We start from the raw sequence: 20,441 nt of genomic DNA, 5'->3' as shown, positions 1-20,441 counted from the left end.
CTGCCCATGTCCATCACGCCGCTGGCCAACCGTCCTCACGATCACTCCCATTGCGTCCACAGCGCTTTGGCTGAAGCCGACGCCCTGTGCACCCGCCAAGGCCTGCGCCTGACCGCGCTACGCCGCCGGGTTCTGGAGCTGGTGTGGCAAAGCCACAAGCCACTGGGCGCTTACGATATCCTCGCCGTGCTCAGCGAGCAGGACGGCCGCCGCGCCGCACCACCCACGGTGTACCGCGCACTCGACTTCCTGCTGGAAAACGGCCTGGTACACCGCATCGCCTCGCTCAACGCCTTCATCGGCTGCAGCCACCCCGAGCACGTGCACCAGGGCCAGTTTTTGATCTGCCGCGAATGCCATGTGGCCATCGAGCTGGAACAGAGCAGCATCAGCGAAGCCATCATCGGCAGCGCCAAGGGCGTCGGCTTCACCGTCGAGACCCAGACCGTGGAAGTGGTTGGCTTGTGCGGCAACTGCCGGAGCGCGGCATGAGCGACGCGCTGATCCGCCTGGAGCAGGTCGGCGTCACCTTTGGCGGCGAGGCGGTGCTCGACAGCATCGACCTGTCGGTCGCGCCGGGCCAGATCGTCACCTTGATCGGCCCCAACGGCGCGGGCAAGACCACCCTGGTGCGCGCCGTACTCGGGCTACTCAAGCCGCACCGTGGCAAGGTGTGGCGCAAGCCAAAGCTGCGCATCGGCTACATGCCGCAAAAAATCCAGGTAGATGCCACGCTGCCGCTGTCGGTGCTGCGCTTCCTGCGCCTGGTGCCCGGGGTAGACCGTGCGGCAGCCTTGTCGGCGCTGCAGGAAGTGGGCGCCGAACAGGTCATCGACAGCCCGATCCAGACCATCTCCGGTGGTGAGATGCAGCGTGTGCTGCTGGCCCGCGCACTGCTGCGCGAGCCCCAGCTGCTGGTACTCGACGAGCCGGTTCAAGGCGTGGATGTGGTTGGCCAGACCGAGCTGTACAACCTCATCACCCGGCTGCGCGACCGCCACGGCTGCGGCGTGCTGATGGTGTCCCATGACCTGCACCTGGTGATGAGCGCCACTGACCAGGTGGTGTGCCTGAACCGACACGTATGTTGCTCGGGCCACCCGGAGCAAGTCAGCAACGACCCGGCCTTCGTCGAGCTGTTCGGCCAGAACGCCCCGAGCCTGGCCGTTTACCACCACCATCACGACCACAGCCACGACCTGCACGGCTCGGTCGTCGCCCCCGGCACCCATGTTCACGGAGAGCACTGCAAGCATGGCTGATTTTCTTCTTTACGCCTTGCTTGCGGGCCTTTCCCTGGCAGTGGTTGCGGGCCCGCTCGGCTCTTTCGTGGTGTGGCGGCGCATGGCTTATTTCGGCGACACCCTGTCCCACGCCGCACTGCTGGGCGTGGCTATGGGCTTCGTACTGGATGTAAGCCCGGCCTTGGCGGTAACCGTCGGCTGCCTGTTGCTGGCGATCCTGCTGGTGACCTTGCAGCAACGCCAGCCGCTGGCCTCCGACACCCTGCTCGGTATCCTCGCCCCCAGCACCTTGTCGCTGGGCCTGGTGGTGCTGAGTTTCATGCACGACGTGCGCATCGACTTGATGGCCTACCTGTTCGGCGACCTGCTGGCCATCAGCACCACCGACCTGGCCTGGATCCTCGGCGGCAGTGCGCTGGTCCTGCTGCTGCTCGCCGTGCTCTGGCGGCCACTGCTGGCGGTTACCGTGCATGAAGAGCTGGCGATGGTCGAGGGCCTGCCCGTGGCTGGCCTGCGCATGGCGCTGATGCTGCTGATTGCCGTGGTGATTGCCGTCGCCATGAAGATCGTCGGCGTGCTGCTGATCACCTCGCTGTTGATCATCCCCGCCGCTGCGGCGCAGCGTCACGCCCGCTCGCCCGAGCAGATGGCCCTGGGCGCCAGCCTGCTGGGCGTGACCGCCGTTTGCGGTGGCCTGGCCATGTCCTGGTTCAAGGACACCCCCGCCGGGCCGTCGATCGTGGTCTGTGCAGCGGTGCTATTCTTGCTGAGCCTGGCCCTGCCAAAGCGCTGAAGACAGGGCGTGTGCCGGCACGCCTTGCAACCTTTTGCCGGGTAAAGGGTCTGTAAGACCTGTTTTCGAGCGTGCGCACCTGGGTGTAGACTTGCTCGCTTTTTGCGCAAATAGAGAGTCGCAGGAATGAAGCCGTTTGCCTCCCGTTATCTGCTTGTTGCCGCGTTTTCCCTGCTCCTGGCTGCCTGCTCCAGTGCGCCGGTAGAACAGGCCACCGCACCTGCCCAAGCCGATGCCTGGCAGCAGTTGCAACAAAACATCGCCAGCAACGAACTGGCCACCGCCGAAGACCAGTTGACGGCCCTGCAGGCCCAGTCACCGGACGACGCGCGCCTGGAGCAATACCAGCGCCAGTTGGCCGAAGCCTACCTGCAACGTAGCCAGATCGTGTTGCAGAAGGGTGATGTGAACGCAGCAGCTACCGCCCTGGCCCGTGCCCGGGCACTGATGCCGCAAGCCCCGGCAGTGACCGGTGGCGACCCCCTGTCCCAGGCCCGCAAGGCGGAGCTGGAGAAAGCAGAGGCTGCGCTTAAGGCCGCCGAGGCCAAGCCAAAGGCACGCATCATCGACCCGACCGCGCCAAGCACCGTGGTGGCCTTGAAGACCACCGACAGCCGCGCCATGCGCCGCCAGCTGGATGAGATTGCTGCCGATGTGGTGAGCTACCAGTGCGAGGTGGTATTCCAGGTGCCGCGCACCGATGATGCGCCGTGGCTGAAGACCTTGCTGGAGAAGCGCGTGCGCAAGATCGACAGCGGATTTGAGCTGAAGCAGAAGCATGAAATTCAGCGTTCGCTGCCGGCGCAGGTGGTCCTGGTTCCGCATCAGCGTTGAGACCCTGGGGGCGCTGCGCGCCCCTTTCGCGACACGAGGCCGCTCCTACAGGGGATCGCATTCCCTTGTAGGAGCGGCCTTGCCGGGGCGCCGGACCGGTCGGATGGGCTGCAAAGCAGCCCTAGGCCGGCACAGCCTCCGCTGCAGCCTCCCGCTCCCAGACCCGATGCCCCTCGACCGCTTTGACAAAGGCATCTACCACCTGCTGGTCATCACCCAACAACAGCCCCTTGTCCTCCTTCAGCCCCAGCGTGCCCAATAGCGACTGGGTCAACACCAGCGCCTTGAGGTGCTTGTAGCCCTCCAGCAAGAAGTGCTTGGCCAGGCCGCTAGCGGCCAAGGCATCCGTAGAAGCCTTGCCCGCAGGTACGATAATCCCGTCGAACATGATAGACGGCATCCCTTCCATCGAGGCCGCTACCGGCAGTTGCGTGCCATCCGCCGCCTTTACCGGCGCCGAGGTCGGTCCCAGCAGCATCGGGCGGGCACTGTGCGCTTCCAGGGCCTTGACCAGTTTGTCCACGCTGGCGGCGTCCACGCCATTGGCCACCAGCACGGCAATCTTGCGCCCCTTGATACCCACCGAACCTGGGTGGTTCATCTGGCTCAAGGCAGGCGATTGCGCCAGCTGGCTGCCCTTGACCTGCACCGTACCCGCTTTCGGTGCAGGCAGGCCCAGGTTTGCTGCAACCGCTGCAGCCAGCTTCAAATCGATGTTGGCGAGAATCTCATTCACTTCCCGGGCGCGGATATGTTCGCGTTCCACTTTGCCCAATTCGAAGCTGTAGGCCTTGATAATGTGCTGTTGCTCGGTCGGGCTCATGCTCTGGAAGAACAGCCGGGCCTGCGAGAAGTGATCGCCAAACGACTCGCTGCGCTGACGAATCTTGTGCGCATCGATACGCTCCTGGTAGCTCTCGAAGCCGCCGTCTTGCGCCGCCGGCGGTGTTTCCTTGGGCCAGCCGCCGTCAATCGAGTTGGGTTCGTAGGACGCCCGCCCCTTGTGCACGACGTGCTGGTGCATCGCATCACGCTGGTTGTTGTGGTTAGGCGCTACCGGCCGGTTGATCGGGATCTGGTGGAAGTTCGGCCCACCCAGGCGGCTGATCTGGGTATCGGTGTACGAGAACAGCCGGCCCTGCAGCAGCGGGTCATTGGTAAAGTCGATTCCCGGCACGATATGGCCTGGGCAGAACGCCACCTGTTCGACCTCGGCAAAGAAATTGTCCGGGTTACGGTTCAGCACCATCTTGCCCAAGGGCGTTACGGGCACCAGCTCTTCCGGGATAATCTTGGTCGGGTCCAGCAAGTCGAAGTCGAACTTGTGCTCGTCGGCCTCCGGCACGATCTGCACGCCGAGTTCCCATTCCGGGTAATCACCGGTCTCGATCGCCTCCCACAGGTCACGACGCTGGAAGTCAGTGTCCTTGCCCGCCAACTTCTGCGCCTCGTCCCACAGCAGCGAATGCACGCCCTGCCGCGGCTTCCAGTGGAACTTGACGAAACTGGCCACGCCCTCGGCGTTGATCAGGCGGAAGGTATGCACGCCGAAACCTTCCATCATGCGCAAGCTGCGCGGGATAGCCCGATCGGACATCGCCCACATCACCATGTGGGCCGATTCCGGCACCAGCGAAACGAAATCCCAGAACGTGTCGTGGGCCGAGCCACCGGTAGGGATCTCGTTATGGGGCTCGGGTTTGACCGCATGCACGAAATCGGGGAACTTGATTGCGTCCTGGATGAAGAAGACCGGCATGTTGTTGCCGACCAGGTCGAAGTTACCTTCGTCGGTATAGAACTTGACCGCGAAACCGCGCACATCACGCACGGTATCCCCCGAACCACGGGGGCCCTGTACAGTGGAAAATCGCACGAATACAGGCGTGATTTTCTCAGGGTCCCGCAAGAAACCTGCCTTGGTCAGCTCGGCATGGTTGCCATAGCTCTGGAAGTAGCCATGCGCACCCGTGCCACGGGCATGCACGATCCGCTCGGGAATACGCTCGTGGTCAAAGTGCGTGATCTTCTCGCGCATGATGAAGTCTTCAAGCAGCGAGGGGCCACGATCACCGGCTTTCAAAGTGTTCTGATTGTCGGCGATGCGCACGCCCTGGTTGGTGCGCAAAGCTTGGCCGGTGGCATCGCTGCGCACCTCCTCCAGGCTTTGCAGCTTCGCGTTGGTGTTGGCACGATCAGGCGTATCGGTACCGGCGAGCTGGCTCTGTTTCGGCGAATCCGGCTTCTTGCTGGGCATCGGGGCTCTCCTCATCAGTCATCAGGCTGCCCTTGGGGGCATGTTCCAAGTAGTGACCGGAGGCGGCTTCGTTGCGTTCAATTCACTTTACCGGTTGTCGCCATATGCCCGATGGATTGGTGCATTACGAAATAAATGCTAAGAACAGCTAAGGGAAAAGGCTAAAATGCGCGACCTCAGCTAACCGCTGACCCCAAATTCCATGCGCCCCACAAGGTTCGCTACGTGATCGAGTTCCAACAGGTACATAAAACCTACCGCGTTGCCGGTAGGGAAATCCCCGCACTGAATCCGACCAGCCTGATCATCGAAGATGGCCAGGTGTTCGGCCTGATCGGCCATTCCGGCGCCGGCAAGAGCACCATGCTGCGCCTGATCAACCGGCTGGAAGAGCCTTCCGGCGGCAAGATCATCGTCGACGGCGAAGACGTCACCGCATTCAACGCCAACCAGCTGCGCGGCTTCCGCCAGCAGGTCGGCATGATCTTCCAGCACTTCAACCTGCTGGCCTCCAAGACCGTCGCCGACAACGTTGCCTTGCCACTGACCCTGGCCGGCGAGCTGTCGCGCAGCGAAATCGACAAGCGCGTGACCGAGCTGCTGGCACGCGTCGGCCTGTCGGACCACGCCAAAAAGTACCCGGCACAGCTGTCCGGCGGCCAAAAGCAGCGCGTCGGCATCGCCCGCGCCTTGTCCACCAACCCGAAGATCCTGCTGTGCGACGAGGCCACCAGTGCCCTCGACCCGCAAACCACGGCCTCGGTCTTGCAACTGCTGGCCGAGATCAACCGTGAACTGAAGCTGACCATCGTGCTGATCACCCACGAAATGGACGTGATCCGCCGGGTCTGCGACTGCGTGGCCGTGATGGACGCCGGCCAGATCGTCGAGCAAGGCTCGGTGGCCGATGTGTTCCTGCACCCACAGCACGCCACCACCAAGCGCTTTGTCCAGGAAGACGAGCAGGTTGACGAAGGCGAGCAGCGCGACGACTTCGCTCACGTACCGGGCCGCATCGTGCGCCTGACGTTCCAGGGCGACGCCACCTACGCGCCGCTGCTGGGCACCGTGGCCCGCGAAACGGGTGTGGACTACAGCATCCTCGCCGGGCGTATCGACCGTATCAAGGATGTTCCCTATGGCCAGCTCACCCTCGCCCTGATCGGCGGTGACATGGAAGCGGCGTTCGCCCGCTTCAAGGCAGCTGATGTACATATGGAGGTACTGCGTTGATGGACGCCCTGAATTTCTTCGCCAACGTCGACTGGGCCGAAATCTGGCTGGCCACCATCGACACCATGATCATGCTGTTCGGCTCGCTGTTCTTCACCGTGCTGCTGGGCCTGCCGCTGGGCGTGCTGCTGTTCCTGTGCGGGCCGAAGCAGATGTTCGAGCAGAAGGGCGTGTATGCGCTGCTGTCGCTGGTGGTCAACATCCTGCGCTCGCTGCCGTTCATCATCCTGCTGATCGTGATGATCCCGTTCACCGTGCTGATCACCGGCACCTCGCTGGGTGTAGCCGGCGCCATTCCGCCACTGGTGGTAGGGGCCACGCCATTCTTCGCGCGCCTGGTGGAAACCGCCCTGCGTGAAGTGGACCGCGGCATAATCGAAGCGACCCAGTCGATGGGCGCCACCACCCGCCAGATCATCACCAGCGCCCTGCTGCCGGAGGCCCGCCCGGGTATCTTTGCAGCCATTACCGTAACGGCGATTACCCTGGTTTCGTACACCGCCATGGCCGGTGTGGTCGGCGCAGGCGGCCTCGGCGACCTGGCCATCCGCTTCGGCTACCAGCGTTTCCAGACCGATGTGATGGTGGTGACCGTGGTACTGCTGCTGGTACTGGTGCAAGTGCTGCAGAGCGTGGGCGACAAACTGGTTGTGCATTTTTCCCGTAAGTAACCCCAATGGGGTCGGCCCGGCCGACCCGTTCGGGGGCCGTCGCGGCCCTCACAAGGAGTGATCAATGAAGAAGCTGCTTGCTGTTGTCGCCGCTGTCGCGGCCTTCTCGGCCAATGCTGCCGAAACCCTGACCGTCGCCGCCACCCCGGTGCCGCACGCCGAAATCCTCAACTTCGTCAAACCGCAGTTGGCGAAAGAAGGCGTGGAGCTGAAGGTCAAGGAATTCACCGACTACATCCAGCCGAACGTGCAGGTTGCAGAAAAGCGCCTGGACGCCAACTTCTTCCAGCACCAGCCGTACCTGGATGAGTTCAACAAGGCCAAGGGCACTAATCTGGTGAGCGTGGCCGGCGTGCACATCGAGCCGCTGGGCGTGTACTCGACCAAGATCAAGAAGCTGGACGAGCTGTCTTCCGGGGCCACCGTGGTCATCCCCAACGACGCCACCAACGGCGGCCGCGCCCTGCTGCTGCTGGACAAGTCCGGTGTGATCAAGCTGAAGGACAACACCAACATCCTGTCGACCGTGAAGGATGTTGCCGAGAACCCGAAAAACGTGAAGTTCCGCGAGCTGGAAGCCGCCACCATCCCACGTGTGCTGACCCAGGTCGATGCCGCCCTGATCAACACCAACTATGCGCTGGAAGCCAAGCTGAACCCAGAGAAAGACGCCCTGGCCATCGAAGGCAGCGACTCGCCTTACGTGAACATCCTGGTTGCCCGCCCGGACAACAAGGACTCCGATGCGATGAAGAAACTGGCAGCAGCGCTGCACTCGCCTGAGGTGAAGCAGTTCATCAATGAGAAGTACAAAGGCGCTGTGGTTCCGGCGTTCTAAGCCGAACAATCGCGCTGGATTCTTCGCGGGTAAACCCGCTCCCACAGGTACGGCACTGCCTGCGAGGCTTGTGCTATCCCTGTGGGAGCGGGTTTACCCGCGAAGCTTTTCAGGAGCCACTCAATCCCGTTTAACCAGCCCGGGCAACTGCGCCACCAGCTTCTGGTTATTGAACGGCGCCCGAATGAACCCGCGCTGACGCCCATCCGGCCCCACAACCGCCAGGTTGCCGCTGTGATCCACGGTATACCCCGGCTTGCTGGTATCTGCCGGAATGAACGGAATGCTCAAGGCATTCGCCAGCTTCTGGGTATCCTCGATCGACCCCGCCACCCCGACAAAGTCCTTGTCGAAATAGCCCAGGTACTGCTTCAGCTGGTTCGGCGTGTCGCGGTTCGGGTCCACGCTCACCAATATCACCTGCAGCCGGTCGACGGCTTCCTTGGGCAACTCGCTCTTCACCTGGCGCAACTGGGCCAAGGTAGTCGGGCAGATGTCCGGGCAATAGGTGTAGCCAAAGAACAGCAACGACCATTTGCCCTTCAGGTCATCCAGCTGCACCGGCTGGCCGTCCTGGTTGGTCATGGTCACGTCGGCCACGGTGCGGCTTTGCGGCAGCAGAATGATGCCGGCGTCGATCAGCTCGGTGGGGTTGGGCTGGTCGCGGCCATTGAGCACCTTGTTGACGGTCAGGCCCAGGATCAACGCGACCAGGGCAACGAGAATGAAGACGGTTTTCTGGGTTCGGGTCATAGGTTCAGCAACAGGTAGTGGTCGAGGAGCAACGCGATGAACAGCGCGAACAGGTAGCCAATAGAGTACTTGAAGGTGCTGATCGCCGCGTGCGGCCGGCTGCCACGGTACAACACCCAGGCCCATTGCAGGAAGCGCAGGCCCAAGGCCAGGGCACAGGCCAGGTACAGCGGGCCACTCATGTGGATGGTATACGGCAGCAGGCTTACCGCCAGCAAAATCAGGGTGTACAGCAGGATATGCAGCGTGGTGTAACGCTCGCCGTGGGTCACCGGCAGCATGGGGATATCGGCCTTGGCGTACTCCTCCTTGCGGTGAATGGCCAAGGCCCAGAAGTGCGGCGGGGTCCAGGCAAAGATAATCAGCACCAGCAACAGTGGCTCGGCGCTGACATGGCCACTGACCGCTACCCAGCCAAGCAACGGCGGGGCAGCGCCGGCCAGGCCGCCAATGACGATGTTCTGCGGTGTGGCGCGCTTGAGAAAGCCGGTGTAGAGCACCGCATAGCCAAGCAGCGAGGCCAGGGTCAGCCAGGCCGTGAGGGTATTGGTGAACACCAGCAGCAGGGCCATGCCCAGCAGCGCCAGGGCCAAGGCGAACAGCAATGCCGGCAGCGGTTCGACCCGGCCCTGGGCCAGTGGCCGTTTATGGGTGCGCGCCATCAGTGCATCGATACGCCGGTCCACCACATGGTTGACTACCGCAGCACCGCCGGCGCACAAGCCGATACCCAGGTTGCCGAACAGCAGCACGCTCCAGCTCACACCCGCGCGGGTGGCGAGGAACATGCCCGCCAGCGAGGTGATCAGCATCAGCACCACCACCTTGGGTTTGGTCAGTTCCAGATAATCGCGCCAACTGGCCCGTCGTGCGCTCAGAAGCGTCGCCACGAATCGTTCCTCATGTGATGAGAAATGCCCACACCGGTCACCGGCCGCAGGCGCCAGCCATGACCGACACCCACGCGCACCTTGTCGACCACGCGAATACGGTAGTTCACCAGCACCATGCTCAGCAGCAACAGCGCCCCCCCCGCGTTGTGCGCCACCGCCACAGCCAACGGCAGGTGGAATACGACATTGCTGATGCCCAGGCCCACTTGCAGGGCCAGCGCCAGCAGTACCAGCCGCGCCAGGCCGGGCAGGCCACAGCGGTGCAGCTTCCAGCTGAGCATCAGCAGCACGCAGGTCACCAATAGCGCCCCCAGGCGGTGGCTGATGTGGATGGCTGTGCGCGCGTCACTGTCCAGTTGCCCGCCCAGGTAATTGGGGCCGACGTGCTGGGTCAGGTGGAAGCCGTTGCTGAAGTCCGCTGCCGGCCACCATTGGCCGTGGCAGGTGGGCACGTCGATACAGGCAACCGCCGCATAGTTGGCGCTGACCCAGCCGCCCAGGGCGATCTGCCCGATCACCACCAGCAGGGCCAGCGCAGCGATGCGGCGCAGGCTCAACGGCAATTTGGGCAACGGTGCAAAGGCTCGGGATAGACGCAGGGACAACAGCAGCAGCAAGCTCAGGGTCGTAAAGCCGCCGAGCAAGTGCGCGGTGACCACCTGCGGCCACAGCTTCAGGGTGACTGTCCACATGCCGAACGCCGCCTGGGCCAGCACCACACCCAGCAGCAGCACCGGCAGGCGATACGGCTGGCCGTCGCGGGCATGCCGGCGCACGGCCTGCAAGGCGAGCAGGGCGATCACCACCGCCAGGGTGCCGGCGAAATAGCGGTGGACCATCTCGGCCCAGCCTTTGGCTGCCTCCACCGGGTGCTCAGGGAAGTGCAGCTCGGCATGGGCCAGCTGCGCGTCGCTCTTGGGCACACTGATAAAACCGTAGCAACCCGGCCAGTCGGGGCAACCAAGGCCGGCATGGGTCAGGCGGGTGTAGGCACCGAGCAGGACAACCAGCAGCGCCAGCAGGGTGGCGAACACAGCAAGGCGAAATCCGGGTCTGGCCATGGCAGGCTCCTAGCCGATGTTGGACAGCTTGAGCAGGTGACGCAGGTCATCCAGTACGTGCTTGCCGTTGACCTTGCCGTCGTAGCGCAGCACCAGGTTGCCGTGCGGGTCGACGATCCACAGTTGCGGGCCGGCCTCGCCGACTTGCTGCAGATAACGTTGCGCATCCAGCGGGTAGCGTTGCAGCTGCGGGTACTCGCGGCCGAGCAGCGCCTGGAAGTCGTCGCTCAGCGGCTGGGCGGCAGCCAGCGCATGGCTGGCGCGGCTGGCATCACGGCCCAGGCCAACCTGGATCTGCCGGGCCAGGTACACCAGGCGCTGGCAGTCTTCGGCGCAAGCCGCAGGCGCGCTAACCAACAGCTGCCAGCGCTGATCCTGGCCGGCCACGCCGATATCGGTACGGCTTTCGCCGTTGCCGATCATGGCGCCGTGGTAACTGCGGCCATCCGGCACCCAGAAGTTGAGCTTGTACATGCTGGTGGCCAGGATCATCGGCCCAAGCACCACCAACAGGATCAGCAACAGCTGAAAACGCCCGCGGGCTCTGGGCTTGCTACGTTCAGGCACTTCCAGGGGAGTGGCGGTGGCCATGGCGTTTCTCCTTGTTTGGGTGCCAGCCGAAATAGAGGTAGAGCAGAACCAGGGCGGTCGCCAGGGCAAACCACTGCACGGCGTAGCCCAGGTGTTTTTCCGGGCCCATGGCCACGACCGGCCAGTCCAGGCGGTAGGTCGCCGGGCCGGGTTCCAGGCGCAGTTCGTGGGCATAACCTTCACGGCCGAGCTGCGGCCAAAGCTGTGCAGCATCGATTACGGTCAGCAGGTGCGGCCACTGGCCGCCGGTGGGGTCCGGGTGCAGCTGGAAGGTGCTGCCAGGTGCGACATACACCGAGGCGTCGAGGGCCAAGGCGTGCGCAGGGGTGTCGAAGTGCACCGGCACACGGCGGTCGGGCCAAGGTAACCAGCCGCGGTTGACCAGCAACCACAGGCCGCTGGCCTGATCATGGAAAGGTTGCAGCAGCTCGACCCCGGCCTGCCCGTCGCGCATGCGGTTGTCCAGCAGTACGCTGTGTTCGGCATCGAAGCGGCCATACAGGTGGACCCGGCGGAAGCTATTGTCTTGATCGGCTGTCAGCTGGGCTGTGGCCAACGGCGCTTCAATGCGGCGCTCGGCGTAGCTGGCCAGCAGCACGCGCTTTTCCTCGGCGCGGCCGAGTTGCCAGCAGCCAAGCGCAATCAGCCCCGGCAGCAGCGCAAGCACCACCAGGGTCGGTATCCAGCCTGGGCGAAATGGCCTCACGGGCACCTCGCTATACTTATCCACATCACCGCATCCCCCCGGAGTAGCGCCATGCTCAAGGCCGCGATTGTCCTGATGCTGTTGGCCACCATTGCCAGCCTGTTCAGTGGCCTGGTGTTTCTGGTCAAGGACGACGAAAACTCGACCCGCCTGCTGAAAGCGCTGACAGTGCGGGTGACCCTGGCGGCCCTGACCATCGGCTTGGTCGCCTGGGGCTTCATCAGTGGCCAGCTCGTCTCCCACGCCCCTTTCTGAAGTTTTCAGCTGACCCTGTAGGAGCGGGTTTACCCGCGAATGCGATGTTGAATGTGCCGGCGCATTCGCGGGTAAACCCGCTCCTACAGGGTTCTCTGTTCACAGCACGTAGACAAAGATGAACAACCCCACCCACACCACATCAACGAAGTGCCAGTACCAACTGGCCGCCTCGAAACCAAAGTGTTTCTCCGGGTTGAAGTGCCCACGCAAGATGCGCACGAACATCACGATCAGGATGATCGTGCCCAAGGTCACGTGGGCGCCGTGGAAGCCGGTGAGCATGAAGAACGTCGCCCCGTAGATCCCGGAGCCCAGCGTCAGCCCCAGCTTGGTATAGGCCTCGTGGTACTCGAAGGCCTGCAGAGCGATAAAGCAGATACCCAACAGGATGGTCAGCGCCATCCAGAATTTCAGTGGCCCACGGTGGTCACGGCGCAGGGCATGGTGGGCAATGGTGATGGTCACGCTGGAACTGACCAGCAAAATGGTGTTGATCAGCGGCAGGTGCCACGGGTCGATCACCTCCTTCGGCGGCGGGAATAGTTTCGGGTCGGGCGTGTGCAGCAACGGCCAGGTGAACTCGAAGCTCGGCCATAGCATGTGTGCTACACCCTTGGCCCCTTCACCCCCCAGCCACGGCCCGGCCAGCACGCGTACGTAGAACAGCGCGCCGAAGAAAGCCAGGAAGAACATCACTTCAGAGAAGATGAACCAGCTCATGCCCCAGCGGAACGAGCGGTCCAGCTGCGGGCTGTACAACCCGGCGCGGCTTTCCTTGACTACCGCCCCGAACCAGCCGAACAGCATGTAGGCCAGGAACAACGCGCCCACAAAGAAGATCAGCGGTCCATGCGAATCCGGGTGGCCGGCCTTCATGTCGTTGAACCAGGTGCCCAGGCCATACACCGTGATGAACATGCCGAGGGTGGCGATGATCGGCCACTTGCTCTGCGCCGGAACGTAGTAATGCTCATGACTTGCCATTGCTGTTCTCCTTCCCTTAACGGGCGCCCTTGACGCCCTGGGCCGCAACGTGCGCGACCGGCGGGTGGCGAGCGGTGATGTCGAACAAGGTGTAGGCCAATGTCAGGTGCTTCAAGCTGGCCGGCAGGTCGCGGTCGACGATGAAGCGCACCGGCATCTCGATGCGTTCGCCGGGCTGCAGCACCTGCTGGGTAAAGCAGAAGCACTCGGTCTTGTGGAAATACGCCGCAGCTTCGGCCGGCGTGATGCTGGGTATCGCTTGCGCACTCATCGGCCGGTCGGTCGGGTTGTGCGCGATGAAGATCATCTGGTTCACCGCCCCTGGGTTGACCTCGAGCTGATCGGCCGTGGAGTAGAAGTCCCAGACCATGTCGCTGGCATTGGTCGACATGAACTGCACGCGCACCGAACGCGATGGGTCACTGATCTGCCTGCCTTCGTACTGCCCGCCGGTTTTGCCGTTGATGCCGAAGGCCTTGCACATCACGTCGTAGATCGGCACCAGGGCGAAGCCGAAGGCGAACATCACCACCGTCAGCATCAGCAGGCGCGTGACCAGGCGTTTCAGCGGCAGGCCGTTCATGGCAGCGCTCCTACTTCACTTCCGGCGGTGTCTGGAAGGTGTGGTAAGGCGCAGGCGAGGGGATCGACCACTCCAGGCCTTCGGCGCCATCCCAGGGTTTGGCCGGTGCCGGCGCCCCCCCACGGATGCACTTGATGACAATGAACAGGAAGAAGATCTGCGTGGCACCGAACATGAACGCGCCGATCGACGAGACCATGTTGAAGTCGGCGAACTGCAGGTTGTAATCGGGGATACGCCGTGGCATGCCGGCCAGGCCGACGAAGTGCATAGGGAAGAAGGCCAGGTTCATGCCGATGAACGACAGCCAGAAGTGCAGCTTGCCGAGGGTTTCGTCATACATGTGGCCAGTCCATTTCGGCAGCCAGTAGTAGGCCGAGGCGAAGATGCCGAAGATCGCCCCGGGCACCAGCACATAGTGGAAGTGCGCCACCACGAAGTAGGTGTCGTGGTACTGGAAGTCCGCCGGGGCAATCGCCAGCATCAACCCGCTGAAGCCGCCGATGGTGAACAGGATGACGAAAGCGATGGCAAACAGCATGGGAGTTTCGAAGGTGAGCGAGCCTTCCCACATGGTGCTCACCCAGTTGAACACCTTCACCCCGGTGGGCACGGCAATCAGCATGGTGGCGTACATGAAGAACAGCTCGCCGACCACCGGAATACCGACCACGAACATGTGGTGGGCCCAGACGATGAACGACAGGAAGGCAATGGCGCCGGTGGCGTACACCATGGAGGTGTAGCCGAACAGCGGCTTGCGCGAGAACGCCGGGATGATCGAGCTGACCGCGCCGAAGGCGGGCAGGATCATGATGTACACCTCGGGGTGGCCGAAGAACCAGAACACATGCTGGAACAGCACCGGGTCACCACCCCCGGCGGCACTGAAGAAGCTGGTGCCGAAGTGGATGTCCATCAGCATCATGGTCACCACGCCGGCCAGCACCGGCATCACCGCAATCAGCAGGAACGCGGTAATCAGCCAGGTCCAGACGAACAGCGGCATTTTCATCAGGGTCATGCCCGGCGCACGCAGGTTGAGGATGGTGGCGATCACGTTGATCGCGCCCATGATCGAGCTGATGCCCATCAGGTGGATGGCAAAGATGAAGAAGGTGACGCTGGCTGGCGCATAGGTGGTGGACAGCGGGGCGTAGAAGGTCCAGCCAAAGTTCGGCCCGCCGCCGGGGCTGAACAGGGTCGAGACCAGCAACAGGAACGCCGCCGGCAGCAGCCAGAAGCTGAAGTTGTTCATGCGCGGCAGGGCCATGTCCGGCGCGCCGATCATCAGCGGGATCATCCAGTTGGCCAGGCCGACAAAGGCCGGCATCACCGCGCCGAACACCATGATCAGGCCATGCATGGTGGTCATCTGGTTGAAAAACGCCGGTTCGACGATTTGCAGCCCGGGCTGGAACAGCTCGGCGCGGATCACCATGGCGAACGAGCCACCCAGCAGGAACATCATGAAGGCGAACCACAGGTACATGGTGCCGATATCTTTGTGGTTGGTGGTCAGCACCCAGCGCATCAGGCCCTTGGCCGGGCCGTGCGCATGCTCATGGCCACTGGCATGGTCGTCGATCACTGCACTCATGTCCTGTCTCCTGCAATCCACTGATTGCCGCGAGTAACCCGGTTCACTTGGCTTCTGCCTGCTTCAGCGCCAGCACGTCCTTCGGCGTGACCATGTCGCCCTTGTTGTTGCCCCAGGCGTTGCGCTCGTAGGTGACCACGGCGGCGATGTCGACTTCCGACAGCTGCTTGCCGAAGGCGGCCATGGCCGTGCCCGGCTTGCCGTGGAAGACGATGCTCAGGTGGCCTTCCTTCGGCCCGGTGGCGATTTTCGAGCCCTTGAGCGCCGGAAACATCGGCGGCAGGCCTTGGCCTTCGGCCTGGTGACAGGCCACGCAGGTGGTGTGGTAGACCTTGTCGCCGCGCTCGACCAGTTCTTCCAGGGTCCATTCCTTGCTGGTCAGCTCCTTGAGCTTGGCGGCCTCGGCCTTGCGCTCGCCAAGCCAGGTGTCGTAGTCGGCCTTGGATTTCACCTCGACCACCACCGGCATGAAGCCATGGTCCTTGCCGCACAACTCTGTGCACTGGCCGCGGTAAATGCCGGGTTTTTCGATGCGGGTCCAGGCTTCGTTGACGAAGCCGGGGATGGCGTCGCGCTTGACCGCGAAAGCCGGCACCCACCAGGAGTGGATCACGTCGGCGGCAGTGACCAGGAAGCGCACCTTGGCGCCCACCGGCAGCACCAGCGGCTGGTCGACCTCCAGCAGGTAATGCTCGTCCTTGGGCGCCTGGTTGTGGATCTGCTCGGCGGGCGTGGCCAGGTTGCTGAAAAATTCCACGTCCTGGCCCAGGTATTTGTAGTGCCACTTCCACTGGTAGCCGGTGACCTGGATATCGATGTCCGACTCGCTGGCGTCGTAGATGTCGATCAGGGTCTTGGTGGCCGGAATGGCCATCACCACCAAAATCAGGAATGGCACCACGGTCCACATGATTTCCACCCAGGTATGCTCGTGGAAATGCGCGGCCTGCTGGCCGGTGGAGCGGCGGTGGACGACCATCGACCAGAACATCGCACCAAATACCACGATGCCGATGATCACGCAGATCCAGAAGATGGTCATGTGCAGGTCGAAGACGGCGTTGGAGACTTCCGTCGCCCCCGGGTGCATGTTCACGGTCCAGGCCGCGTTGGCCTGACTAAAAACCGACCACAACAGGAGGCCCATCCAGACATGTGGATGTCGCATCATTGCGGGTTCCCCTTCTAATTCTTGTTGTCCCGGAGGCGTGGCCTGCGGCAAGAGGGAACGGCGGTCAAGACTGCCTGGCTTCGACGACCGAGCCCCTGCTAAAAGCAGTCGGGCCTCATCAACGAATCACGTTCAACGGGAGTATAGACAGCGACCAATGGCACGCAATGCAGCCTGTGAAATGAACTTCACGTAATGACCAAATGGCTCGAAAAGCGCGTGCTTGATAGGGTATGGCCAAATAATGGCCATTCGATATGCCTGAGAGCGCACACGTTTGCGACACTTATAACAAACAAGTCTTAGGCATTCTGTATACCGAGCTAATTTAGTGTCTTCCGTTTGAAACGTAATGTCCCTGGAGTTGTCATGAACATCGCTGCTGTACGCGAGCAGGTAAGCCAAGCCCATCAACACGAAGGCCAGACCGGCCAATTGAAAACGCGTCTCGAGCTGCAACTGCCCCACCTGCACCCCTCGATCCAACTGCCTGAGCAGGACGCCCAGGGTACTTTGGCGCGCTTCGTCAGCGCCTACATCGACCAGGTTCCGGAATTGCTGGAGGCGGCCCACGCGGTTGCCCGCGAAGCCGGGATCGAGTCGCAGATCAAACCTGTACTGAAAATTGCCGAGGCGTACTTCCTGCAACCGCCCAGCGTGATGCAAGGGCATGTGGGCCTGGATTGCCTGCTGGACGAGGCCTACCTGGCGCACCGCCTGGTGGAAGAAGTCAACGACCTGTACATCCGCCACTTCCAACAACCACTGATTCCGGTCGACACAACGGTGGCCAACCTGATCGCCCACCATCTGATCGGCGAAGCTTTCGCCAACCAGCTGGACGAAGTGGTGCACCACTCGGTTGATGAAATGCTCGATGACGAGAGCTTTGCGGTGGAGTCGGTAGAGGCTTATCGCGAGACATTGAGCAGCCCAGAAACCGGCGCGGCGTGGAAGCGCTGGCCGTGCCTGTCGCGCCAGCTGGGTGTAGAGCTGGGTCAACCGGCCTGACACTCCTGTCCCGGCCTATTCGCGGGTGAACCCGCTCCTACACTGTTTTTGTGTCAACACGGTACCTGTGTAGGAGCGGGTTCATCGAGGCGTCGAACCGCCGCGAATAGGCCAGTTCAGGCAATACAAAACTTCAGCTTTAGGCCCCAACCCCCGCCGTAGTCCGCAACCGCCCCTCAATCCGCCGCTTCAATCGCCGCTGCTCGATTAACAACCGCGACCCATTCGCCAAGTTACTCCGGCCCCAATCCTCCAGCAATTCCAGGCATGAGTGATCGATATAGCTCAAGTTACCCAGCGGCACATGCAGGGTGGTCCCCGCTGGCACCCCATCCAGCACCTGGGTCAACGCCGGCACCTTGAGGAAAGTGGCCGCGCCACTGAGCCTTAGTTCCATATGCCCAGCCTTCTCCAGGCTGACCAGGTTGATCCTCAGCCGCGCCGCCTTGAACGCCAGCTTCAGCAAGGTCAGGGCAAAACCGAGCAGCACACCGGTCAACAGGTCGGTGAAGATGATCGCCAGCGCCGTCACCGCATAGGTGAACATCGGCATGCGCCCATAGCGGCCCAGCCCGCGAAACGCCTTGAAGTCGACCAGTTTGACCCCGGTAAACACCAGTACCCCCGCCAGGCTCGCCACCGGAATCTGCTGCAGCACACTGCTCAGCGCGACCACGAAGGCCAGCAACCACAGGCCATGGAAGATCGCCGAGGCCCGGGTTTGCGCCCCGGCCTGGACGTTGGCCGAGCTGCGCACGATCACCCCGGTCATTGGCAGGGCACCGAGTATCCCGCACAGCATGTTGCCGATGCCCTGGGCCGACAGCTCGCGGTCGAAGTCCGAACGCTGGCCGCTGTGCATGCGGTCGACCGCTGCTGCCGACAGCAAGGTTTCGGCGCTGGCGATGAACGCCAGGGCAAACGCGGCGACCAGCAGGGTAGGGTCGGCCAGTTGCATCAGGTCACCCGGGTGGAGCCAGTCGATGGCCTCGGACAGGTCTGCCGGCACCTGCACGCGATTCACCGGCAAGGCCAGCCACATGCTCACGGCGGTCATGCTCGCCACCCCGAGCAGTGCACCGGGCACGAAGCGTAGCCGCTGCGGCCGCAAGCGCTCCCAGCCCCACATGATGGCGATGGTACCCAGGCCCAGCGCACCGGCTATCCAGCCAGCGCCAGCGTTCTCCTGCGGCAGGGCCGCGCTCAAGGTTGCCGGGAACTCCAGCAGGTTCTGCAGGCCCGACGGCTGCGGCGCAGTGTCGAACATCACATGCACCTGCGACAGCACGATCAGCACGCCAATCCCCGCCAGCATGCCGTACACCACCGCCGGTGCAGTAACACGGAACCAGCAGCCCAGGCGCAGGCGCCCCGCCACCAACTGCAGCAGGCCGGCCAGCAACAGGATCGGCCCGAGCATGGCCATGCCGTGCTGGCGCACCAACTCGAACACCAACACCGCCAAGCCCGCGGCGGGGCCGCTGACTTGTAGCGGAGAACCCGCGAGGAAACCCACAACAACACCGCCGATAATGCCGGTAATCAGGCCTTTCGCCGGTGGCATGCCCGAAGCAATCGCAATACCCATACACAACGGCAAGGCCACCAGAAAGACCACCACCGACGCCAGCAACTCACGCGGCAGGGCCGCTTTCAACTGCGTAATGTTCACTGTATTTCTCCTTTTTCCAGTCGCACGGCCATTCCCCTGGCCGTGGGCACGTTTGCCCCTGACAAACGCGCAGGCGCGGGCCGCCAGCGGGCGTACCGGCAAGGCAGTCAGGGAATTCAAGGCAGCAGAACGCCGCGCCACACCCCTACAGGGTGCAGCCGGCTATCAAGGTTTCAGCGGGCGGACGGGTCGCTTAGTAGCGGCCTCTCGGAGTGGCGCAGGGCACTGGCTCGCCAGCAGCCAAAGGCAGGAAGCTGTCGCTCGCGGCGTCGTAGGCTTCGATCTTGCTGGTCTCGATGTCGTACACCCAGCCATGGATGAACAGCTCGCCAGCGGCCAGGCGCGAAGCCACCGAAGGATGAGTACGCAAGTGATGCAGCTGGGCGATGACGTTTTCCTTGGTCAGCACTTGCATCGTTTCGTGTTCACTACCGCAGGAGCAGTTGTTCTCGACTACGGTACGGGCCACTTCAGCGTGGCGCAACCAGGCGCCAACGGTAGGCATCTTGGTCAGCGACTGCGGGTTGAGTACCGCACGCATGGCGCCACAGTCGGAATGGCCGCAAATGATGATGTGGTGCACTTTAAGCGCCATTACGGCGTATTCGATGGCGCTGGAAACACCGCCGTTCATCTGGCCATAAGGCGGTACCACATTACCCACGTTACGGGTCACGAACAGGTCGCCAGGGGAACTCTGAGTGATCAGCTCGGGCACGATGCGCGAATCGGCGCAGGTGATGAACATGGCGCGCGGGGTTTGCGCAGTGGCGAGCTTCTTGAACAGCTCTTGCTGATCGGGGAATACATCATGGTGAAAGCGCAGGAAGCCGTCGACGATGTGCTTCAAAGCAGCATCGGCGCTTTCCGCGGGGACCTGCGGTACGACCTTGGATGGGTCCTTGACGGGCATGATTCATCCTCTTGACGGTGAGTAGGTAAATCCATTTTACCGGTGAAAGATTCTGGCTATGCAGGGATTTAGATGACACGCACGGGCCATAGATCACAGTCGGTGTGGACTGGTTTCCTACGCTAGCGGGGAAAACTTAACTGAAACTTAATTCGAAGGCTCTAGAACGGGTGTTCCAGATGAAGAAGGCGGGATCTGGATAATAGCAAAAAAACATCAGCTGCCAATATGTATTAGCGTAATTATTGGCTGCTATTAGTTGGGTTGTGGGTAGAGCGCGGCCTTTGTAGGAGCGGGTTTACCCGCGAATGCGTCATTGGCGCCACCGACGCATTCGCGGGTAAACCCGCTCCTACAAGGGACCTGCGTGGTGCT

21 protein-coding genes are annotated in these 20,441 nt (G+C 62.5%); 9 read left to right on the top strand and 12 right to left on the bottom strand.

Annotated elements, in window-relative coordinates:
- Window positions 1-6: 6 nt before the first annotated feature.
- From zur to ACIP02_RS03195, 4 genes are all read left to right on the top strand, one after another.
- Window positions 7-492 (top strand): zinc uptake transcriptional repressor Zur, encoded by a 486-nt coding sequence (gene zur / locus ACIP02_RS03210; protein ID WP_400613130.1) that lies wholly within the window; start codon window positions 7-9, stop codon window positions 490-492.
- The gene (gene znuC, locus ACIP02_RS03205) at window positions 489-1,262 is read left to right on the top strand and encodes a zinc ABC transporter ATP-binding protein ZnuC (protein WP_016712841.1); all 774 of its coding nucleotides are present in this window, start codon (window positions 489-491) and stop codon (window positions 1,260-1,262) included. Before zur ends, znuC begins: the two co-directional genes overlap by 4 nt.
- Complete coding sequence (gene znuB / locus ACIP02_RS03200) at window positions 1,255-2,037, top strand: zinc ABC transporter permease subunit ZnuB (RefSeq protein ID WP_019099207.1); 783 nt, start codon at window positions 1,255-1,257, stop codon at window positions 2,035-2,037. Before znuC ends, znuB begins: the two co-directional genes overlap by 8 nt.
- Window positions 2,038-2,163: 126 nt before the next feature.
- Window positions 2,164-2,871 (top strand): PA5502 family lipoprotein, encoded by a 708-nt coding sequence (locus ACIP02_RS03195; RefSeq protein WP_400613126.1) that lies wholly within the window; start codon window positions 2,164-2,166, stop codon window positions 2,869-2,871.
- A 121-nt stretch (window positions 2,872-2,992) separates the two neighbouring features.
- Here the strand turns inward: ACIP02_RS03195 and katE are convergent, their stop codons facing one another.
- On the bottom strand, window positions 2,993-5,128 hold the full coding sequence (gene katE / locus ACIP02_RS03190; protein ID WP_400613123.1) for a catalase HPII: 2,136 nt from the start codon (window positions 5,126-5,128) through the stop codon (window positions 2,993-2,995).
- 225 nt (window positions 5,129-5,353) lie between these two features.
- Between katE and ACIP02_RS03185 the strand changes: the two genes are divergently transcribed.
- The 3 genes from ACIP02_RS03185 to ACIP02_RS03175 all read left to right on the top strand — a co-directional run bounded on the left by ACIP02_RS03185 (window position 5,354) and on the right by ACIP02_RS03175 (window position 7,870).
- Window positions 5,354-6,361, top strand: a complete 1,008-nt coding sequence (locus ACIP02_RS03185) for a methionine ABC transporter ATP-binding protein (RefSeq protein WP_400613121.1) — start codon at window positions 5,354-5,356, stop codon at window positions 6,359-6,361.
- Window positions 6,361-7,032 carry a methionine ABC transporter permease gene (locus ACIP02_RS03180; protein WP_012269918.1) on the top strand — a complete coding sequence of 224 codons (672 nt, stop codon included), beginning with the start codon at window positions 6,361-6,363 and terminating at the stop codon, window positions 7,030-7,032. The genes ACIP02_RS03185 and ACIP02_RS03180 overlap by 1 nt, the downstream gene beginning before the upstream one ends.
- 64 nt (window positions 7,033-7,096) lie before the next feature.
- A complete protein-coding gene (locus tag ACIP02_RS03175) occupies window positions 7,097-7,870 on the top strand; it encodes a MetQ/NlpA family ABC transporter substrate-binding protein (RefSeq protein ID WP_400613118.1) in 774 nt (257 codons plus the stop codon).
- Window positions 7,871-7,990: 120 nt separating this feature from the next.
- Here ACIP02_RS03175 and ACIP02_RS03170 read toward each other — a convergent pair whose 3' ends face one another.
- Genes ACIP02_RS03170 through ACIP02_RS03150 form a run of 5 tightly spaced genes read right to left on the bottom strand, consistent with a single transcriptional unit; the run spans window position 7,991 to window position 11,874 of the window.
- Window positions 7,991-8,623, bottom strand: coding sequence for an SCO family protein (locus ACIP02_RS03170; protein ID WP_400613116.1), 633 nt, complete (start codon window positions 8,621-8,623; stop codon window positions 7,991-7,993).
- Window positions 8,620-9,513, bottom strand: a complete 894-nt coding sequence (gene cyoE, locus ACIP02_RS03165; RefSeq protein ID WP_400613113.1) for a heme o synthase — start codon at window positions 9,511-9,513, stop codon at window positions 8,620-8,622. Before cyoE ends, ACIP02_RS03170 begins: the two co-directional genes overlap by 4 nt.
- Entirely contained in the window at window positions 9,498-10,577 is a 1,080-nt protein-coding gene (locus ACIP02_RS03160) for a heme A synthase (protein WP_400613111.1), read from the bottom strand. Before ACIP02_RS03160 ends, cyoE begins: the two co-directional genes overlap by 16 nt.
- 9 nt (window positions 10,578-10,586) lie before the next feature.
- Window positions 10,587-11,168: a hypothetical protein gene (locus tag ACIP02_RS03155; RefSeq protein ID WP_400613109.1), complete on the bottom strand. Its 582-nt coding sequence runs from the start codon at window positions 11,166-11,168 to the stop codon at window positions 10,587-10,589.
- Window positions 11,137-11,874 (bottom strand): SURF1 family protein, encoded by a 738-nt coding sequence (locus ACIP02_RS03150; protein WP_400613106.1) that lies wholly within the window; start codon window positions 11,872-11,874, stop codon window positions 11,137-11,139. The genes ACIP02_RS03155 and ACIP02_RS03150 overlap by 32 nt, the downstream gene beginning before the upstream one ends.
- A gap of 51 nt (window positions 11,875-11,925) precedes the next feature.
- Here ACIP02_RS03150 and ACIP02_RS03145 point away from each other — a divergent pair, with 51 nt between their 5' ends.
- A complete protein-coding gene (locus ACIP02_RS03145) occupies window positions 11,926-12,129 on the top strand; it encodes a twin transmembrane helix small protein (RefSeq protein WP_003258925.1) in 204 nt (67 codons plus the stop codon).
- 99 nt (window positions 12,130-12,228) lie between these two features.
- Here the strand turns inward: ACIP02_RS03145 and ACIP02_RS03140 are convergent, their stop codons facing one another.
- The 4 genes from ACIP02_RS03140 to coxB are packed head-to-tail and all read right to left on the bottom strand — an operon-like array spanning window position 12,229 to window position 16,470.
- Window positions 12,229-13,116 carry a cytochrome c oxidase subunit 3 gene (locus tag ACIP02_RS03140; protein WP_400613102.1) on the bottom strand — a complete coding sequence of 296 codons (888 nt, stop codon included), beginning with the start codon at window positions 13,114-13,116 and terminating at the stop codon, window positions 12,229-12,231.
- 16 nt (window positions 13,117-13,132) lie between these two features.
- Window positions 13,133-13,699: a cytochrome c oxidase assembly protein gene (locus tag ACIP02_RS03135; protein WP_400613100.1), complete on the bottom strand. Its 567-nt coding sequence runs from the start codon at window positions 13,697-13,699 to the stop codon at window positions 13,133-13,135.
- Window positions 13,700-13,709: 10 nt separating this feature from the next.
- Window positions 13,710-15,299: a cytochrome c oxidase subunit I gene (gene ctaD, locus ACIP02_RS03130; protein ID WP_400613098.1), complete on the bottom strand. Its 1,590-nt coding sequence runs from the start codon at window positions 15,297-15,299 to the stop codon at window positions 13,710-13,712.
- Window positions 15,300-15,342: 43 nt separating this feature from the next.
- A complete protein-coding gene (gene coxB / locus ACIP02_RS03125) occupies window positions 15,343-16,470 on the bottom strand; it encodes a cytochrome c oxidase subunit II (protein WP_400613096.1) in 1,128 nt (375 codons plus the stop codon).
- A gap of 369 nt (window positions 16,471-16,839) precedes the next feature.
- Here coxB and ACIP02_RS03120 point away from each other — a divergent pair, with 369 nt between their 5' ends.
- Entirely contained in the window at window positions 16,840-17,481 is a 642-nt protein-coding gene (locus tag ACIP02_RS03120; protein WP_400613094.1) for a hypothetical protein, read from the top strand.
- 139 nt (window positions 17,482-17,620) lie between these two features.
- Here ACIP02_RS03120 and ACIP02_RS03115 read toward each other — a convergent pair whose 3' ends face one another.
- Together ACIP02_RS03115 and ACIP02_RS03110 are read right to left on the bottom strand one after the other, a co-directional pair.
- The gene (locus tag ACIP02_RS03115) at window positions 17,621-19,153 is read right to left on the bottom strand and encodes a SulP family inorganic anion transporter (protein ID WP_400613092.1); all 1,533 of its coding nucleotides are present in this window, start codon (window positions 19,151-19,153) and stop codon (window positions 17,621-17,623) included.
- 193 nt (window positions 19,154-19,346) lie between these two features.
- Window positions 19,347-20,066 (bottom strand): carbonic anhydrase, encoded by a 720-nt coding sequence (locus tag ACIP02_RS03110; protein WP_003253046.1) that lies wholly within the window; start codon window positions 20,064-20,066, stop codon window positions 19,347-19,349.
- Between the last annotated feature and the right edge of the window lie 375 nt (window positions 20,067-20,441).

The sequence above is a fragment of the Pseudomonas sp. NPDC089408 genome (assembly GCF_044749445.1).
GTDB lineage: Bacteria > Pseudomonadota > Gammaproteobacteria > Pseudomonadales > Pseudomonadaceae > Aquipseudomonas.
The sequence above is the reverse complement of the archived record's forward strand: the minus strand, read 5'-3'. Positions and strand labels throughout refer to the sequence as shown.

Coding starts and splice junctions, on each gene's coding strand:
- ACIP02_RS03175 (WP_400613118.1), top strand. CDS start 7,097: ATGAAGAAGCTGCTTGCTGTTGTCGCCGCTGTCGCGGCCTTCTCGGCC.
- ACIP02_RS03110 (WP_003253046.1), bottom strand. CDS start 20,066: ATGCCCGTCAAGGACCCATCCAAGGTCGTACCGCAGGTCCCCGCGGAA.
- ACIP02_RS03170 (WP_400613116.1), bottom strand. CDS start 8,623: ATGACCCGAACCCAGAAAACCGTCTTCATTCTCGTTGCCCTGGTCGCG.
- znuB (WP_019099207.1), top strand. CDS start 1,255: ATGGCTGATTTTCTTCTTTACGCCTTGCTTGCGGGCCTTTCCCTGGCA.
- ACIP02_RS03180 (WP_012269918.1), top strand. CDS start 6,361: ATGGACGCCCTGAATTTCTTCGCCAACGTCGACTGGGCCGAAATCTGG.
- ACIP02_RS03160 (WP_400613111.1), bottom strand. CDS start 10,577: ATGGCCAGACCCGGATTTCGCCTTGCTGTGTTCGCCACCCTGCTGGCG.
- ACIP02_RS03195 (WP_400613126.1), top strand. CDS start 2,164: ATGAAGCCGTTTGCCTCCCGTTATCTGCTTGTTGCCGCGTTTTCCCTG.
- ACIP02_RS03140 (WP_400613102.1), bottom strand. CDS start 13,116: ATGGCAAGTCATGAGCATTACTACGTTCCGGCGCAGAGCAAGTGGCCG.
- zur (WP_400613130.1), top strand. CDS start 7: ATGTCCATCACGCCGCTGGCCAACCGTCCTCACGATCACTCCCATTGC.
- ctaD (WP_400613098.1), bottom strand. CDS start 15,299: ATGAGTGCAGTGATCGACGACCATGCCAGTGGCCATGAGCATGCGCAC.
- ACIP02_RS03135 (WP_400613100.1), bottom strand. CDS start 13,699: ATGAACGGCCTGCCGCTGAAACGCCTGGTCACGCGCCTGCTGATGCTG.
- katE (WP_400613123.1), bottom strand. CDS start 5,128: ATGCCCAGCAAGAAGCCGGATTCGCCGAAACAGAGCCAGCTCGCCGGT.
- ACIP02_RS03155 (WP_400613109.1), bottom strand. CDS start 11,168: ATGGCCACCGCCACTCCCCTGGAAGTGCCTGAACGTAGCAAGCCCAGA.
- znuC (WP_016712841.1), top strand. CDS start 489: ATGAGCGACGCGCTGATCCGCCTGGAGCAGGTCGGCGTCACCTTTGGC.
- coxB (WP_400613096.1), bottom strand. CDS start 16,470: ATGATGCGACATCCACATGTCTGGATGGGCCTCCTGTTGTGGTCGGTT.
- ACIP02_RS03120 (WP_400613094.1), top strand. CDS start 16,840: ATGAACATCGCTGCTGTACGCGAGCAGGTAAGCCAAGCCCATCAACAC.
- ACIP02_RS03145 (WP_003258925.1), top strand. CDS start 11,926: ATGCTCAAGGCCGCGATTGTCCTGATGCTGTTGGCCACCATTGCCAGC.